General features: G+C 54.9%; 16 protein-coding genes. 4 read left to right on the top strand and 12 right to left on the bottom strand.

The window, feature by feature from the left end; genetic code table 11:
* Positions 1 to 99: 99 nt before the first annotated feature.
* The 8 genes from J2I48_RS22525 to J2I48_RS22560 all read right to left on the bottom strand — a co-directional run bounded on the left by J2I48_RS22525 (position 100) and on the right by J2I48_RS22560 (position 7,084).
* Positions 100 to 519 (bottom strand): c-type cytochrome, encoded by a 420-nt coding sequence (locus tag J2I48_RS22525; protein ID WP_310587301.1) that lies wholly within the window; start codon positions 517 to 519, stop codon positions 100 to 102.
* A gap of 154 nt (positions 520 to 673) precedes the next feature.
* Complete coding sequence (locus tag J2I48_RS22530) at positions 674 to 1,363, bottom strand: SCO family protein (RefSeq protein WP_207337768.1); 690 nt, start codon at positions 1,361 to 1,363, stop codon at positions 674 to 676.
* Complete coding sequence (locus tag J2I48_RS22535) at positions 1,305 to 1,766, bottom strand: viral A-type inclusion protein (protein ID WP_207337769.1); 462 nt, start codon at positions 1,764 to 1,766, stop codon at positions 1,305 to 1,307. Before J2I48_RS22535 ends, J2I48_RS22530 begins: the two co-directional genes overlap by 59 nt.
* 67 nt (positions 1,767 to 1,833) lie before the next feature.
* Positions 1,834 to 3,498, bottom strand: a complete 1,665-nt coding sequence (recN, locus tag J2I48_RS22540; RefSeq protein ID WP_207337770.1) for a DNA repair protein RecN — start codon at positions 3,496 to 3,498, stop codon at positions 1,834 to 1,836.
* Between the two features lie 138 nt (positions 3,499 to 3,636).
* The gene (porD, locus tag J2I48_RS22545; protein ID WP_207337771.1) at positions 3,637 to 4,548 is read right to left on the bottom strand and encodes a type IX secretion system protein PorD; all 912 of its coding nucleotides are present in this window, start codon (positions 4,546 to 4,548) and stop codon (positions 3,637 to 3,639) included.
* A gap of 4 nt (positions 4,549 to 4,552) precedes the next feature.
* Complete coding sequence (coaBC, locus tag J2I48_RS22550) at positions 4,553 to 5,770, bottom strand: bifunctional phosphopantothenoylcysteine decarboxylase/phosphopantothenate--cysteine ligase CoaBC (protein WP_207337772.1); 1,218 nt, start codon at positions 5,768 to 5,770, stop codon at positions 4,553 to 4,555.
* An 81-nt stretch (positions 5,771 to 5,851) separates the two neighbouring features.
* A complete protein-coding gene (locus tag J2I48_RS22555) occupies positions 5,852 to 6,169 on the bottom strand; it encodes a DNA-directed RNA polymerase subunit omega (RefSeq protein WP_207337773.1) in 318 nt (105 codons plus the stop codon).
* A 15-nt stretch (positions 6,170 to 6,184) separates the two neighbouring features.
* Positions 6,185 to 7,084: an outer membrane protein assembly factor BamD gene (locus tag J2I48_RS22560; protein ID WP_207337774.1), complete on the bottom strand. Its 900-nt coding sequence runs from the start codon at positions 7,082 to 7,084 to the stop codon at positions 6,185 to 6,187.
* 260 nt (positions 7,085 to 7,344) lie between these two features.
* Here J2I48_RS22560 and J2I48_RS22565 point away from each other — a divergent pair, with 260 nt between their 5' ends.
* The 3 genes from J2I48_RS22565 to dinB all read left to right on the top strand — a co-directional run bounded on the left by J2I48_RS22565 (position 7,345) and on the right by dinB (position 11,854).
* The gene (locus J2I48_RS22565; protein ID WP_207337775.1) at positions 7,345 to 9,042 is read left to right on the top strand and encodes a DUF1800 domain-containing protein; all 1,698 of its coding nucleotides are present in this window, start codon (positions 7,345 to 7,347) and stop codon (positions 9,040 to 9,042) included.
* A 153-nt stretch (positions 9,043 to 9,195) separates the two neighbouring features.
* Positions 9,196 to 10,722 (top strand): DUF1501 domain-containing protein, encoded by a 1,527-nt coding sequence (locus tag J2I48_RS22570; RefSeq protein ID WP_207337776.1) that lies wholly within the window; start codon positions 9,196 to 9,198, stop codon positions 10,720 to 10,722.
* A gap of 37 nt (positions 10,723 to 10,759) precedes the next feature.
* On the top strand, positions 10,760 to 11,854 hold the full coding sequence (gene dinB, locus J2I48_RS22575; protein WP_207337844.1) for a DNA polymerase IV: 1,095 nt from the start codon (positions 10,760 to 10,762) through the stop codon (positions 11,852 to 11,854).
* Here the strand turns inward: dinB and J2I48_RS22580 are convergent, their stop codons facing one another.
* The 4 genes from J2I48_RS22580 to J2I48_RS22595 all read right to left on the bottom strand — a co-directional run bounded on the left by J2I48_RS22580 (position 11,855) and on the right by J2I48_RS22595 (position 14,961).
* Positions 11,855 to 12,283 carry a DUF3244 domain-containing protein gene (locus J2I48_RS22580; protein ID WP_207337777.1) on the bottom strand — a complete coding sequence of 143 codons (429 nt, stop codon included), beginning with the start codon at positions 12,281 to 12,283 and terminating at the stop codon, positions 11,855 to 11,857.
* 154 nt (positions 12,284 to 12,437) lie between these two features.
* Positions 12,438 to 13,112: a DUF4405 domain-containing protein gene (locus tag J2I48_RS22585; RefSeq protein ID WP_207337778.1), complete on the bottom strand. Its 675-nt coding sequence runs from the start codon at positions 13,110 to 13,112 to the stop codon at positions 12,438 to 12,440.
* Positions 13,113 to 13,294: 182 nt separating this feature from the next.
* A complete protein-coding gene (locus J2I48_RS22590) occupies positions 13,295 to 14,119 on the bottom strand; it encodes a hypothetical protein (protein ID WP_207337779.1) in 825 nt (274 codons plus the stop codon).
* Between the two features lie 35 nt (positions 14,120 to 14,154).
* Positions 14,155 to 14,961: a hypothetical protein gene (locus J2I48_RS22595; RefSeq protein WP_207337780.1), complete on the bottom strand. Its 807-nt coding sequence runs from the start codon at positions 14,959 to 14,961 to the stop codon at positions 14,155 to 14,157.
* Between the two features lie 342 nt (positions 14,962 to 15,303).
* Between J2I48_RS22595 and J2I48_RS22600 the strand changes: the two genes are divergently transcribed.
* Complete coding sequence (locus tag J2I48_RS22600; protein ID WP_207337781.1) at positions 15,304 to 15,456, top strand: hypothetical protein; 153 nt, start codon at positions 15,304 to 15,306, stop codon at positions 15,454 to 15,456.
* Positions 15,457 to 15,483 lie beyond the last annotated feature (27 nt).

Here is a 15,483-nt window from a genome sequence, read left to right on the forward strand (position 1 = left end):
GTCACCCTGAGCCTGTCGGGGACGCCTAGTCGAAGGGCCAGGCCGCACCGGCGGACCGGTCAGCAATACGCTCACTCAATCTATATGCTCCCCGTTAATCTACTGTGTTTTTTGCTCATTGCTCCCTGCTCCCTGCTTTTCGCACTCATCCAAAATAGGCTGTACTTCTTTGGCGGTGATCATGCCATCTTCGTTGCCCCATTTGTGGTAGATATAAGTCGTGATCTCGGCCACTTCCAGGGTGCTTAGGCCTAGTTGGGCGGGCATCACGCGGTTGTAATGCTTGCCATTGACCACAATCGGTCCCTGCTGCCCGTACTTGATCGAGCAGATCACGGCGTTTTTGTTGGCCTTCAAATAATCAGATCCGGCCAGGGGAGGATACAGACCCGCCAGCCCGGCGCCGTCGGCCTGATGGCAGTTGGCGCAGTTATTTTTATACAGCGCAATCCCCTCCGAAATATATTTTTGCCGATCCGTTTCTTCTTTCGATTGGCAGGAAAAAAAAGAAATGTACAATGTACAATGTATAATGAACAATGCGTATCCAGTACGTTTAAGTACAAAGTTTCTGTTAGTCAATTTTCTACGTAAACAATTCTTATTTTCAATAGCCAGCATCGCATTATTAATTTATTCAGAGCCAAGACCAAACTTACGTCTCATTGTACATTCATTTTTCTTCCCCTAGCAATTTCGTCAGATCGACCATGAGTTTATCCACGGCGTCGGGTTGGGTGCCATCGTAGATGCCGCGAATGTGGCGGTTGGTATCGACCAGGATAAACGCGCCGCTGTGGACAACGCCGCCGGGTGCTGAGGCATCCTGAGCCGCCGTGACCATGTAGCTGTTCTGGCCAATGTCGTAGATCTTGTCGCGGTCGCCGGTTACGAAGAGCCAGTTGCGGCCCGTCACGCCTAGTTGGTCGGCAAAGGCCTTCAGCACGGGCACGGTGTCGTGGCTGGGGTCTATCGTGTGCGAGAGCAGCATCACCCGATTGTCCTTGCCGAATTTTTCATAAACGCGCTTCAACTGCGTCTTCATCTTCGGGCAGATGGTGGGGCACGACGTGAAGAAAAAGTCGGCCACATACACTTTGCCCGCCAGCGTCTTGGCCGTAACCGTATCGCCATACTGACTCACAAACGCAAAGTCGGGAATAGTGTGGTAGACCGAATCGGTCACGATTTTGCCATCTACCTGCTTTGTCACGGCCTCGCGCTGACCCAAAATGGGTAGCTTGTCGTTGCCCCCACCGGCGCAGCCAGCCAGGAGCAATAAGGCAAAGGCAACAAACCAACCGCTACTGATTAAGGTAGGCTTTGGCTTGTTGAATACTCTGATTGATTTTCGATTTAACATCGTCTACTTTTTTCTGTTGCCCGTCGAGGTAGCGAAGTGCTTCGGCTTCGGGCAGTTTTTTTAACGTATCGCCATTATAGCCATTCATCCAGGCAAACATCAGGCTGTCGGCTTCGGTGAGGCGACGCACAATAAGCCGTCCCTGCGCTTGTTCTTCGTCGGCCCGCACCCGCTCAGTAGGGGTGGCCTCGAGGCTGTCGAGTTTGGCTATGCGGGTGCTTATCTGCTTCTTCAGCTTCATCATATCGTCCACACGCGGCATCACTTCGTCGTGAACGGCCATCACCGCCATTTCGGCTTTATCGAGGGGGCTACCCGGCGTTTTTGTTTCGTCGGTTTTAGGGGCCGGACCACAGGCAAAAACCGAAAATGCCACCGCAGCGGCGTAGAGTGTGTTTTTCATGGAGGGGGGGAGGGGGTTTGTAGTTGGTGGTTGCTTCGCGACAGCAACCACCAACTACAAACCTCATTTATGCCACTGCGTTTTGTTCTAAGATTTCGCGGGCGCTGCTGATAGCGCTCGGCGTGGGGTTCTTGCCGCCAATCATCTGGGCAATTTCCTGCACCCGCTCGTCGACGGTTAGTTTCTTCACCCGGCTTACGGTTTTGGCCGCAGAATGATCTTTGTACACAAAATAATGGGCCGTACCCTGCGCAGCAATCTGCGGCAGGTGGGTGATGGCAATAAGTTGGTGACTCCCCGCCATGTCGCGCATCATATGGCCCATCTTGATCGCAATCTCGCCCGAAACCCCCGTATCGATCTCATCGAAAATGATGGTGGGCAACGACCGCCGACTGGCCAGGATGTATTTGATGGCCATCATCAGGCGGGAGAATTCGCCGCCAGAGGCCACGTTTTTCAGTTGCTGTGGCTTAATGCCTTTGTTGGCGCTAAACAAAAACGTCACCGTGTCGATGCCCGTTGGGGTGGGTTTGCCATGTTCGGCCTGAATCTGCAACGAGGCGTTGGGCATACCCAGATCGTTGAGCAAACCGCCAATTTCTTTCTCGATGGGTTTGAGCACCGCCCGCCGCGCCTTGGAGAGGGCTTCGGCGCTGGCCATCATCTTTTTGTGGGCAGCCTCGGCTTTGGTCTTCGCCTTCGCTAGCTCATCGTCGAGGTTCAGTACCTTGCTTACCTTCGTTTCCAGGTCATTGCGAATGGCAATGAGCGTGGCCACGTCGGTAGTCTGGTGCTTGGTCTGTAGCTGGTAGATCAGGTTCAGCCGCTGACGGATGGTATCGGCACGGCCCCCGTCAATATCCACGTTTTCTTCCTCCGTGCTGATTTCGCCCGCCAGATCGCGGAGTTCAATCAGGGCGCTCTGGGCGCGTTCCTGCATGGGCTTGTATTGGTCGGCCACTTTGGCTACCTGGTTCAGGCAACCCACCGCGCTTTTCAGCAACGCCACCACCGACTGCTCCGGGTTGTCGATGTACTCATACGCCATCAGCAGCCGCTCTTTGATCTCACCCGCGTTATCGAGCACGTTCAGTTCCTGCTCCAGGCTCTCCTGTTCGTCGGCAACCAAGTTGGCTTTGGCCAGTTCTTCATACAGAAAATTGTTAAAATCAAACTCGCGGCGCATGGCCCCGGCTTCGTTCAGCAGGTTATCATATACCGACTGTCGGTGGCGATAGACTTGGTAATCAGCACGGTACGTACGCAATCGGTCATCGTCCTGGGCGTAGGTGTCTACCAGTTGAAGCTGGTATTCGTTAGAACCCAGCAGCACCGAGTCGTGCTGCGAGTGGATGTCCATCAATTGACTCGTGACACGGCGGAGGGTGTCCAGGTTAACGGGGGTATCATTGACAAACGCCCGCGACTTGCCGCTGGCACTGATCTCGCGCCGCACAATGCAGGTAGGGGCGTAGTCGAGTTCTTCCTCCTCAAAAATGGTTTCAATCACATAGCCCGCCACTTCATACGAGCCTTCAATGACGCACTTAACGGTTGGATCGTACAAAACGCGGGTGTCGGCGCGGTTGCCTAGTAGCAGGCCAATGGCCCCCAGCATGATCGATTTACCCGCTCCCGTCTCACCCGTGATGATATTCAGGGCTTTGTCGGGTACCATTTCCAACTGCTCAATCAGCGCGTAGTTTTTTATCAACAGGTGCGATAGCATACGTAAAAAGAACAATCAAGGAGGGGGAAAGAGTTTTAATGTACAATGAATAATCGGTCCGCCGATGCGGTACAATGAACAATGGCTCCGCACTGAAGCATTCGGAACGCGGAGCCATTATACATTGTACATCATTCACTAATTTAATAACCTTCTATAACTCTCAGTTTTGGTGGGGTCGAGGAAGGAGAGCAGGTCGTAGGCGCGTTTGCGTTCGTCGCGGGTGCCCTCGGCCAGAATGTTCAGCAGTTCGTCAGATTTGGCGTCGAAAAAGGCGTTGAGCAGCACGGCACCGGGTTTTTGGAGGGTGATCTGCCGCATATTGGTGAGCAAATCCATAGTATATTTTCGGGCCTGGATGGGGTTCTGCGCAAAGGCATCCAGCCCCAGCCGGTGGTAGGTATAGAACCCGTCGCGGAAGGTGAGCACCTGCTGACTTTGCAGGTTTTCGATAAGCCAGTACCGGTTGCGGCGGTCGCCCTGCGCGGTCCAGGCGGGATTTCCCGAGGCGGGGGGCTGGGCCAAATTCATGATCTGATAGGCCCGCTGAATGTAGGGGTTGCCACCCTGCTTGCCAAACGAGTCGTAATCGACGGCCAGGGCAATATTGGCATAAAAAGCCAGTGTCTGCGTAAGATCGTCGGCGAACTGATTTTCGCGATAGAACACGGGCGTGGTTGGCAACCACGAAAAGTTAAACGCCTTGTCGACGTAGCTAAGCGTGGTGGTCTGGTAGTTGCTGCCATACACCGGCCGCGTCACGATCAGTTGCGCCGTACCTTCAAATACGCCCTGCGTCACCGACTTCAACAGGTTGATATTCAGCGTACAATTGATCTTTTCGGCAGGAGCAAACTGGTCATTCGTCCAGCGGCGGGTGTTCATAAACTCCGTAATCAGGCCTTTCAGCTGACTGAAATACGAAAAGTCGGTTTTCTGCTGGGCAAAAAGCTGGTCGGTATTCAGGTTTACGGTGCAGTTCAGTTCCTGCGCCAGCGCCGCCACCGACAGGCCCAGGAACACAAGCAGCGTACTGAGTAATTGTTTCATAGGTTTACTGGTCAATGTTTCCCCACTTCTCTGCCACGAGCGCCAGCAAATCAGCGGCCACGTCGGCTTTGGTTTTCAGGTCGAACACCTGCGCGGTGCCACCCTTACTCATAACGGTTATCTTGTTGGTATCGTGTCCGAAACCAGCCCCGGCGTCGCGGAGGGAGTTGAGCACGATCCAGTCCAAATGCTTGCGTTCCAGCTTGTCAAGGGCATTTTGCTGTTCATTATCGGTCTCCAGCGCGAAGCCCATGAGCAGTTGGCCGGGCTTTTTTTGTGCCCCCAGCGTGGCGGCAATATCGACGGTTTTACCCAGTTCAATGGTGAACTGCGCCTCTTTTTTCTTGATCTTTTTGTCGGCGGGGTGTAGCGGTGTGTAGTCGGCCACGGCGGCGTTCAAAATCACCAGATCGGCAGTGGGAAACGCCCCGGCGGCGGCTTCATACATCTGCTGCGCCGACCGCACGTCGATGCGCCGGATGCTGGCGTCGGACGTGGGCAGGTGCGTAGGGCCGCACACGAGCGTGACCTCGGCCCCGGCCTGGGCAAAGGCGTTCGCAATGGCGAGGCCCATCTTGCCCGTGGAGTGGTTGCTGATGTAGCGCACCGGGTCGATGGGTTCCTGCGTAGGACCGGCCGTGATGAGTACGCGCTTACCGGCCACGGCCGGATTTTTGGCAAAATGCCGCACCAACGCCTGCACGATGGTTTCGGGTTCAGCTAGCCGCCCCTCGCCTACCAGACCACTGGCCAGCTCTCCATACTCAGCATCAATAAGCTGATTACCAAACGATTGTAGCCGGGCCAGGTTGTCTCGATTAGCGGGGTGACGATACATGTCGAGGTCCATGGCGGGCGCAAAAAACACCGGACACTTCGCCGACAGGTACACCGCCGACAGCAGGTCGTCGCAGAGCGCGGTGGCGCAGCGGGCCAGGGTCCGGGCGGTGGCGGGAGCAATCACAAGAGCATCGGCCCACAGGCCAAGTTCCACGTGGTTGGTCCATTCGCCAGTGGTGGGGTTGCTTACGAAGGCAGATAAAGCCGGGCGTTTCGAGAGCGTGGCCAGGGTGAGCGGCGTAATGAAGGCCTTGGCTCCCTCGGTCATCACCACCTGCACCTCGGCCCCGGCTTTCACCAGCAGCCGCACCAGCAACGCCGATTTGTAGGCCGCAATGCTGCCCGATACCCCCACCAAAATGCGTTTTCCCTGAAGTGTCATGGGCAACTTCACAAAAAAACATCTCACGCCCCAGTATGAAAACAGGACGTGAGATGCGTTGAGGTTCGTTAAACGAAAGGACTATTTCTCGGCTTCGCCTTCTTCCGGGTAGCGGAAGTACACTTTTCCTGCCAGAAATTCGTCGGTAGCCAGCGTGGTTGGCTTGGGCATGCGCTCGTAGAACTTCGAGATTTCGATTTGCTCGCGGTTCTCGAACACCTCTTCCAGGTTATCAACCGCCGACACAAACTCCGACAGTTTGTTGCTTAGCTCTTCTTTGTTCTTGGTCGAAATCTGACGGGCGCGTTTCGAGATGATCGAAACCGACTCGTACATATTGCCCGTAAAGGCCGCGATCTTGTCTGTGTCGCGCGTGATAATCGATGGATTGGAAGCCATAAGTTTGGTTTACTATTAATTAGCTGATGTCACCTTTGCCGGGGCGTTGGGGTTGGTCTGCTGTTGTTTTTTAAGGTCTTCGCGGGCCTTTTCTTCTTTGGCAATGCGCTCGAGTTGTTTCTGACTACCCTCCTGCATTTTCTCCGCCTGCTTCAGAAACTTGCTGTTCGGGTATTTTTCAGCAAAGGCTTTGTAATAAGCTACTGCTTCCTGAAAACGTTCCTTCTGCTTCTCTTCCAGCGAATTGAGTGCCAGATTATACTCAGCATCTACCTTCAGGTACGACAGTTCTTCGTTGTATTCCGAGTCGGGAAATTCGCGCTGAAAATTATTGATCGCCACCACCGACGATTTGTAGTTGGCAATGCTAAAACCGCTGACCTTATAGTATTGCTTGGCGCGTTCGTAGGCTTTGCGTTCCAGGCGGCGGCGCAGCGTGGCAATCATGTCGGTGCATTCCTGCACGTGCTCATTGTCAGGATTCGAGTTCACGAAATCCTGCATGGCGGCCATTGCCCCAATAGTACCCGATTGATCGAGGTTAAAGTTGGGCGTGCTTTTAAACAGCGACAGCGCGTACATGTACATCGCCTCGGGGGCCGATTCGCTCCGGGCGAAGGTTTCGTAGAAGCGCTTGAACGAAGCCGCGCTGGTCTCGTATAGTTTCTGGTTGTATTGGGTGTGAGCAAAGTAGAGTTGCGATAACTCCTGCTCCGAACCACCTTTCAGGCGGGGGATGACCTCTTCAAACAGGACGCCGGCCCGGTACCAGTCTTTGTTTTTATAGTACTTCAGGGCCGCCTGGTATTTCACGTCGGCCGAGGTGCTTTTCATCACCTTGTTGAAGTCGGTACACGCACTAAGCCCCAGCACCAACAGGCCAACCAACACAACAACTCTCTGGAGGTTTCGCATAAGCTGCAAAGATACAAATTTTTGGGCGTTCATGCCCGTAAAACGCCAACATAGCCCGTCTCGTGCGTCGTCTTAACAGAGTTTAAGAAAGAGGGGAGGAAAGGTGTAGGGAGAATGGAGGAGGAAGAATGGAGTAAGCGGATTGCTGGCATAGCGAGGCAAAACGGCAGACATGGATTAACTTGCCGTAATTACTACTCATACAGATTGAGTAGTAACCCTTACGCTCACCGTCGACGACCCACTAGCAAGGTCTGTTTATGCCTTATCTGGACCCCTACACCCCCACCCTAACGGCCCGGACGGCGGCGCACCTGCTACGGCGGGCCACGTTCGGCCCCACGCCGCCCGAAATTGCCGCCTTTACCGGGCGCACCGCAGCGCAGGCCGTGCAGACGCTACTCGCCAACGTTAATCTCAGCCCGCCGCAACCCGTTGACCTGGACGATGCACAGGCCACGGTGGGGCAGCCTTTTCTGCAAAACGCCACCACCCCCGCCGGTGATTACATTGCCTATGTGGGCCTCAGAAACAGTGATTTTGGCAATTATATCAAGTACTGGTGGCTGAACCTGATGATTCAGCCGGGGCCTGTAAACCTGCTCGACAAGCTGACGCTCTTTTGGCAGAATCATTTCGTCACCACCCGCGAAATCACCAACGACTACCGCTTTGTGTGGAGCTACCTTACCCTGCTGCGTACCAATGCGCTGGGTAACTTCCGCGACCTGGTGACGAAGATGACCAAAGAACCCGCCATGCTCCGCTACCTCAACGGCGACATGAACGAGGTGGGCACGGGCAAAGCCAACGAAAACTACGCCCGCGAGTTGCAGGAACTGTTTACGGTAGGCACCGTGGATGCGGCAGGCAACGCCAATTACACCGAAGACGACGTTCGGAACGCCGCCCGCGTGCTAACCGGCTGGAAGTACACCAACTACACCAAGGAGGCCTCGACCAACTTTGCCACCACCTTCACCAGCACCAAGCACGACAGCACAGCCAAGACGTTTTCGGGCAAGTACAATAACACAGTCATTGCGGGCCGCACAGGGGCTACGGCAGGCGATCTGGAACTGACCGACCTGGTGACCATGCTGCTGAATCACCCCCAGACGGCCCGGTTCATTTGCCGGAAACTCTACCGCTGGTACGTGAACGACACCGTCACGGCCGACATTGAAACCAACGTCATTGTGCCTTTGGCCCAGTTTTTTGTAGCGGGCAACTACCAGATTCAGCCCATCGTGCAAAAGCTACTGACGAGCCAGATCTTCTACGATGAGGCTAACATCGGGGCCATGATCAAGTCGCCGACGGAGTTTGTGGTGGGCACGGTGCGCTTTTTTCAGCTGCCCATTGCCCCCCTCACCGCGCCCTATGCCCCGTTCAGAAAAACGATGGAGTACCTCTACGGCAAAATCCGCGACCTGCAACTCGACCTGCTCGATCAGCCGACCGTCTTTGGCTACGACCCGTATTACCAGACGGGCTACTCGAAACTCTGGAGCAACACTAACACCATGGCCGTGCGCAGCGACATCAGCGACCGCCTCACCAACGGGCAGCTGATCTACCTCACTACCTACCTCGATATTGCCCCGTTGACCCGCGCTGTGGCCCTGCAGCCCAATTTCGGCGACATTTCGGTGAGTAATTCGGTCCCGCCCGGCACGGCGCCCATCACCTGCGTACAGGTACTCGACAGCTTCCTGACTAACCTGCTGGCTACCGACCTGGTGCAGGTGCAGAAAGATTTTTTAATCGACACGATCATGATGCAGGCAATTCCGCGCTCCACCTGGGAGTTCGAGTGGAACACCTACCGCCGCACCGTCACCTACCCCGGCAGCTACACCACGTCGGCCATTGCCAACGCCAAAACGGCTGTCAACAACCGCCTCAAGAACCTTCTGAAATTCCTCCTCCGCCTGGCGGAGTACCATGTTTTTTAATGGTGAAAGAGTGAATGGCGAAAGAGTGAAAGGGTGGTCGTCGTCACTCAATATGAGCCGGGGGCGCCCAGCCAAGAGACAACGACCACTCTTTCACTCTTTCGCCATTCACTCTTTCACCATCTACTCTTTCAGGCTTTCACTCTTTCACTCATGAATCGCCGTAACTTCCTCAAATCCACGTCGTCGCTGGCGTTGCCGATTGCTTTGAATGGGTACAGCCTGAATGCGCTGGCCCGAAACTCGACGCTGGTGCAGTCGCTGCTAATGACCAATGCAGCCGTGGCCGACCGGATTTTGGTGGTTATCAACGTCAGCGGGGGCAACGATGGACTGAACATGGTCATTCCGCTCGACCAGTACTCGGCCTATAACAGCCTGCGGAGCAACATTGCCATTCCGCAAAACAAGGTGCTGGCCCTGACCGGAAACGACGCCACCGGCCTGCACCCCGCCATGACGGGCCTGCAAAGCCTGTATAACGACGGCAAGCTGACCGTGATTCACTCCGTAGGCTACCCCAACCCCGATCAGTCGCACCAACGGTCGTCGGATATCTGGATGACGGGGGTTTCGTCGAACCAATACGCCGACACGGGCTGGGCGGGGCGCTACCTGGACGACCGCTATCCCGGTTACCCCGACGCCTATCCGACTGCCGCCATGGAAGACCCGCTGGCGCTGCAAATTGGCTACCTCACCTCTACCACCCTGCTCGGCCCGGTGCAGTCGATGGGCATTGCCATCAACGACCCCAACAGCTTTTACACCCTGGTGGGCAGTGCCACCGCCACCCCACCCGACTACCTGCCCTGCTGCGATGCGGGCGACAAAATTGCCCATATCAGGCAGCAGCAGGCGCTTTCGGTGGGCTATGCAGCGCAGATCAAGGCGGCGTTCGACGCGGGCACCACGCGGGCAACCTACCCCACCGCCGGGCAAAACTCCCTGGCCGATCAGCTTAAGATTGTGGCCCGGCTCATTCACGGGGGCCTGAAAACAAAGATCTATTTTGTCTCGCTTGGCGGGTTCGACACCCATTCGGCGCAGGTCGATACGGCCGATAACTCGCTGGGGGCACATGCGTCGTTGCTGGGCAAACTGGCGGGCGGGATCAAGGTGTTTCAGGACGATCTGGCCCTGCAAGGCACCGCCGACAAAGTGATTGGCATGACGTTTTCGGAGTTTGGGCGGCGGGCCACCTCCAACGTCTCGAAGGGCACCGACCACGGTATTGCCGCGCCTATGTTTGTGTTTGGTCAGAACGTGCAGCACCCCACCATCGGCCTCAACCCCGACCTGAGCAACCTAACTGTCAATAGCGACGGCACCAAAAACATCCCGATGCAGATCGACTTCCGCCGCGTCTACACCGACCTGCTCAACGACTGGTTTGGGGTAGACGTGGCCAAGGCTAATACGCTGCTGTTCAAGACGTCGACCACGGCACTCGAATTCCCCACGGTGTCGTTGTTTTCTAAGGTGGTCGAGACGGTTAAGACCGGCAACTGGGCCGACAAAACGGTGTGGTCGGTGGGGCGCAAGCCGTTTGCTACCGAATTTGTACGGGTCAACGCCGGCCACACGCTTACCGTAGATACCCCGCTGGTGGTGCGCAACATCAGCCTGCTGGGCAAGATTCGTTATACCGGCCCGTTCAGCATCCGGGTAACGGGGTAGCGCGTTTTCCGCCTTTCGCCTATATTCGTGTTGTATTATACGCGACCCGGTGCAGCGAAAAATTATCCATATCGACATGGACGCCTTCTATGCGTCGGTAGAGCAGCGCGACGACCCAACCTTGCGTGGAAAGCCCGTGGCCGTGGGGGGTTCGCGGGAGCGGGGTGTGGTGGCGGCGGCGAGTTATGAAGCCCGCGTATTTGGCGTACGGTCGGCCATGCCATCGAGCACGGCGCGGCGGCTCTGCCCCGATCTGGTGTTCGTAAAACCCCGTTTCGAGGTCTATAAGGCCGTTTCGGGCCAGATCAGGGCCGTTTTTGCCGAATATACGCCGCTGATTGAACCCCTCTCGCTCGACGAAGCCTACCTCGACGTGACGGAGAATATTCCGGGCATCTCGTCGGCCACGCAGATTGCGCAGGAGATCAAGCTCAAGATCCGCGAAGCCACCGGGCTGACGGCCTCGGCGGGGGTGTCGTACAATAAATTCCTGGCCAAGCTCGCCTCTGACTACGACAAGCCCGACGGCCTGTATGTGATTAAACCCCAACATGGGCTGGCCTTTGTAGAGCCGCTCACGGTGGGGCAGTTTCACGGAATTGGCAAGGTGACGGCGGCAAAAATGAACAGCCTGGGTATCTTCACCGGCCTCGATTTACGGCAGCAGACGGAGGCTTTTCTGGTACAAAAGTTCGGCAAGGCGGGCCGGTTCTACCACGCCATTGCCAACGCCGTTGACGACCGCCCCGTGCAGCCCGACCGCATCCGCAAATCGACCGGCTCCGAAACCACCTTTGCTACCGACCTCACCGACTGGGACGACCTGATCGACGGTCTCACCGGCCCCATCAACGACCTCTGGCACGACTGCGAACGCATTCGCAGCACCGGCCGCACGTTGACATTGAAGGTAAAATACGCTGATTTTCAAATAATTACCCGCAGCCGCAGTTTTGGCTCACCCATTGCCAGCCACGCCCAGCTCACCCAATGCACCCACGATATGCTGCAAACGCTGATGCCCCTGCCCAAAGGCGTCCGGCTGCTGGGCGTGTCGCTCTCCAACCTCGAATCGACCGACGGAGCGACGGACCGAAACGAGGTTGGGAAGCAGCTGGCACTTGGGTTTTAGTCATTGGTTGACAATGGCAACGGTGCCCTGCCGAGTTGGCAGTTCGGGCGTGGTGAGCGAAACAAGCTTGGTAACCTTTTCCTGACTACCAATGACCTCTACGCGGTAGTCGCCGTTGGGTAAATCGTGTAGGCTAAACCGGATTGCGTGCGACTGCGGTTTGCTATAGAGTGGATGATTAACTACCTCCTTTCCCTCCTGATCGACAATACGGATCGAGAGGCGTTGGGGTTTGTTGTTACTCACCCAGACCGTGAGGTTGTCTTCCTGGCTGTACATCGTTTTCACAATAAATGATTTACAGGCAGACGGTATCCAGCCGGTGCGCGTGGTAGTTTTCTTTTCATTGTCGTTGCCGAGCGCAGGTATGGCAGTGGCAAAGAGACCCAGGAGGCAAAGACTAGCGGCAAAAATCTGAAGCGTTTTCATGACAGATGGTCGTTTATGATTGATGAGCCAAAGGTCTATGAGCCAGATTGGAGCGCAATTAGTGTGTTATTAAAAAACCGTTAGAGCGTATGTACCCCAGCTTACCCGCCCCCCGCCACCACATCCTGTAATCGCCAATATCACCATTCACCCATCATAGCGGTGCTGTTTGCTTAGCGGCTACTTTCCATTGGTGGTCGGCGAGGGTTATGACCTGGGTGAAGCGGAATTTGGCGCTGCCGGGTTTGGCGGGGGTGGCTGTTCCCTGCGCCAGGATCACGTTGTGGCCAAGGGCGGCGGTGGTATCGAACCGGATGGTCTGGGCATTGGCAGCCAAGTGTTGCGCTACCATCTGCCGGGCAATGGAATCGATGGCCGTTTTGGTCAGTACAGCTTGCTCAGCACCCATGCCGCGTTCACCGTCGGGACCCTCAGGACCTTCGCCCCGTTGACCATTGGGTGGACCGGGCCGACCTTCAGGGCCACCAGGACCGCGTTTTTTACCAAAAAGAGCCTTCCCACCATTGGGAAGAGCTTTGAAACCAGGTAAATCGGCGGCGATACCGCCCAAAAACAACAGCGCCACCACCGAGGCTACGATCAGTTCGCGTCGGATGCCACCCGTTTTTTTGTCAGTCGAATACCCTTTTATAGAAGCCCAGTTATTGACAATGTGGAAAATAGCCGCCGCCACAAACAGCACCCCAAACCAGGCGTGGGTGTGTTCGACAAGGTGGCTTCCCTGACCAAAATAGATGAGCAGACCCGTGATAGACAGCACGGCAAATACGGTGGCAACCGACAGGCTGACCAGATTCTTCGATTTCATAATTCCGATTGTTAAGGAGGTACGGCACAAAGTAAAACCACAATCGGTTCCGTCGCCGCCGTGTGTAGACGTAGGTGGCGTCATGTGTCGATGTATACGCACTTTACGCCGCTGTCTGGGCTTCAATAGTGGCCGTACAACCGATTCGTGAGTCTACGTCTTCGAGGGCGACCAGCTACTGCTCATTGTTGATTGCCCCGAACCACAGTAATGGGTTCGGTTGCACACTCGGCCTTTTCAGGCCACGAATCGTATTCGTATCGTCCTTCTTCCCATTGCGTTTTGTATAAACCACTAATACGGACAAAAGCCCGTATGTCGAAACGAACGCCATCAGACCGATGGTCGAGGGCACCCACAAGGACGTGCCCTTCCCAGGTACCATCCGCTTTGACGGGAATTGGGTCCTGTAAGTAATATGGCTCATCGACTTTGCCCGGATGGATGACCACCCACACGGTATCGGCATTGCTAACCCGACCCGCCACGTGGAGTAGGCGGGGTACGATCTTTCCAGTAGGTGGGTCCTGTATAACCAGTCCACTCGCTTTATTCCCTGTGAACCAATGCCTGCCCCAAACAAACCCCAGCGCAACAAGCCCGGTTATACCTACTATCAACGCTGGAAATTGTCTTCGGCTACCGCTACTGTTGGCTACCCTAACTACCTCACTGGTAGCAAGCGGCGGGTTTTCGAACAGTGCGTACGAGCGGCACGTGTTTACGATCTTCCGGCTCGGCAGGTACTCGTCGTTGGTGAAAAGTTGAACCAGCGTATTCAGGCTGGGTATGTGTAGGTGATTGTTAATCCGGTCAATCTGCCGCCGTTCAAAGAACTCTTCTTCAAACGAGTCTTTAAGCGGCTGATAGTTAATCCGATTGGAATTGAAGTCAAACTTGGGGTATTTGTCCCGGTTGGCAGCATGGTATTGCGCGTAGCGGCGTTTGATTCCTTTCCGCAGCGTACTTATATCGGCGTTATTGGTCGACTTGTCTACGTGTTCCATACAGTCGAATGCTGAAAATAGTGAGTTGCTTAGGTTCAGTAGAGGTTTTTTGTCCTTACTACGTCAACAACATTGGTAGCCAGTTCAGCTTGGGGCCAGGTAGTGAGCTTATCCCCCCAGTGTAATTCGTCTTTTGGATTAACGAACGCCCGAATTTGGTACCCATACCCTTGGTCTGTTTCTGAGTTGCTGCCCACATATACTACTCCGACCCATCCACCAGTGTCATTTACCTGAATAGGCTTCTGCACCCAACACAGATTGTTAACCTTGGATCGAACAACGATCCATACCGTTTTTGCGTGATCTACTTTGCCTTCAATAATCAAATTACGCGGCACACTGCTCCCTGCGGTTGGACGCTTAATGACTAATCCACCAGGGGTAGGCTTAACCCGTTGCCATACAACGAATAGTATAACGCCAACAACAAGTACGCCCAACATACCCCCTCCTATCCACACGCTGGTTGCTTTCACTGCTGGCACTTGAGTGCGCTCCGTATTTGGCGCGGTAGTAGCCTGTGCGTACCCTTCAGCATAGGAATAGCAGGTATTTAACATCTTTTTTCCCGGCAGATAGCTATTATCGGTGAAGAGCTGAGCCAGTGTATTGGTGCTGGGTATGTTAATGGTAGGGGTCTTTTTGTCGTACCCTCTTACGCGGTAAAACTCTTCTTCAAACGAGTCACGGAGCGGGATATAATTGGCTCGATTGGTATTGAACTCAAGTATAGGGAACCGATCAGGATCGGCTTGGTGGTAGGTGCGGTACCGGGAACGAATGCCCTCGCGCAGGGCCTGCATATCGTTTTTAGTAGTCGAAGGAACGGGTGTATCCATACGGCTGAAAAACGGGAAAGAAACAGAATGATTTGTGGACAGATTCAGAAACAGTCAGAAAGATAAACGCAGAGATTGAGAAAGGTCTCCTACCTGAGGAGAAATACTTTTGTGTTGTTAGACTACCCAGCCAAGTGGTACTGTCAGCAACTTGGAAGAACTCGACCGGGTCAATCCGCTGAGCGAGGATATGGCTTTCGAAAAGTGCCTCTGATTACCCCAAACCGCCTTTTATATCCACACCATAATCAATCTTACCCATGACTTACCCAATCATGTCGAGCCAACAGTGGCGTTCACTTAGTAAGCGACCTGTTTGCCACTAACACCTAGTCCCGGTATATGGCTGTGACCGGCATTGAGTTGACATTGCGCAATGGGTTGGCCACGGCCAGTAACGTGGGCTATTTCACCGTGCGGTTGAGTGGCAACACCCTGAACTGGACCATGCCGTTCGCAGCACCACCGATTCAAACGGGTTCTCATCAGCCCTGAACGGGGGCACCGTCGATTTCGATAGAC

The sequence above is a fragment of the Fibrella aquatilis genome (genome assembly GCF_017353255.1).
Classification (GTDB): Bacteria; Bacteroidota; Bacteroidia; order Cytophagales; family Spirosomataceae; genus Fibrella; species Fibrella aquatilis.

Excerpts from the sequence above, each read along its gene's own strand:
- J2I48_RS22530 (WP_207337768.1), bottom strand. The coding sequence starts at position 1,363 with ATGTTAAATCGAAAATCAATCAGAGTATTCAACAAGCCAAAGCCTACC.
- J2I48_RS22535 (WP_207337769.1), bottom strand. The coding sequence starts at position 1,766 with ATGAAAAACACACTCTACGCCGCTGCGGTGGCATTTTCGGTTTTTGCC.
- recN (WP_207337770.1), bottom strand. The coding sequence starts at position 3,498 with ATGCTATCGCACCTGTTGATAAAAAACTACGCGCTGATTGAGCAGTTG.
- porD (WP_207337771.1), bottom strand. The coding sequence starts at position 4,548 with ATGAAACAATTACTCAGTACGCTGCTTGTGTTCCTGGGCCTGTCGGTG.
- coaBC (WP_207337772.1), bottom strand. The coding sequence starts at position 5,770 with ATGACACTTCAGGGAAAACGCATTTTGGTGGGGGTATCGGGCAGCATT.
- J2I48_RS22555 (WP_207337773.1), bottom strand. The coding sequence starts at position 6,169 with ATGGCTTCCAATCCATCGATTATCACGCGCGACACAGACAAGATCGCG.
- J2I48_RS22560 (WP_207337774.1), bottom strand. The coding sequence starts at position 7,084 with ATGCGAAACCTCCAGAGAGTTGTTGTGTTGGTTGGCCTGTTGGTGCTG.
- J2I48_RS22565 (WP_207337775.1), top strand. The coding sequence starts at position 7,345 with ATGCCTTATCTGGACCCCTACACCCCCACCCTAACGGCCCGGACGGCG.
- J2I48_RS22570 (WP_207337776.1), top strand. The coding sequence starts at position 9,196 with ATGAATCGCCGTAACTTCCTCAAATCCACGTCGTCGCTGGCGTTGCCG.
- J2I48_RS22580 (WP_207337777.1), bottom strand. The coding sequence starts at position 12,283 with ATGAAAACGCTTCAGATTTTTGCCGCTAGTCTTTGCCTCCTGGGTCTC.
- J2I48_RS22585 (WP_207337778.1), bottom strand. The coding sequence starts at position 13,112 with ATGAAATCGAAGAATCTGGTCAGCCTGTCGGTTGCCACCGTATTTGCC.
- J2I48_RS22590 (WP_207337779.1), bottom strand. The coding sequence starts at position 14,119 with ATGGAACACGTAGACAAGTCGACCAATAACGCCGATATAAGTACGCTG.
- J2I48_RS22595 (WP_207337780.1), bottom strand. The coding sequence starts at position 14,961 with ATGGATACACCCGTTCCTTCGACTACTAAAAACGATATGCAGGCCCTG.
- J2I48_RS22600 (WP_207337781.1), top strand. The coding sequence starts at position 15,304 with ATGGCTGTGACCGGCATTGAGTTGACATTGCGCAATGGGTTGGCCACG.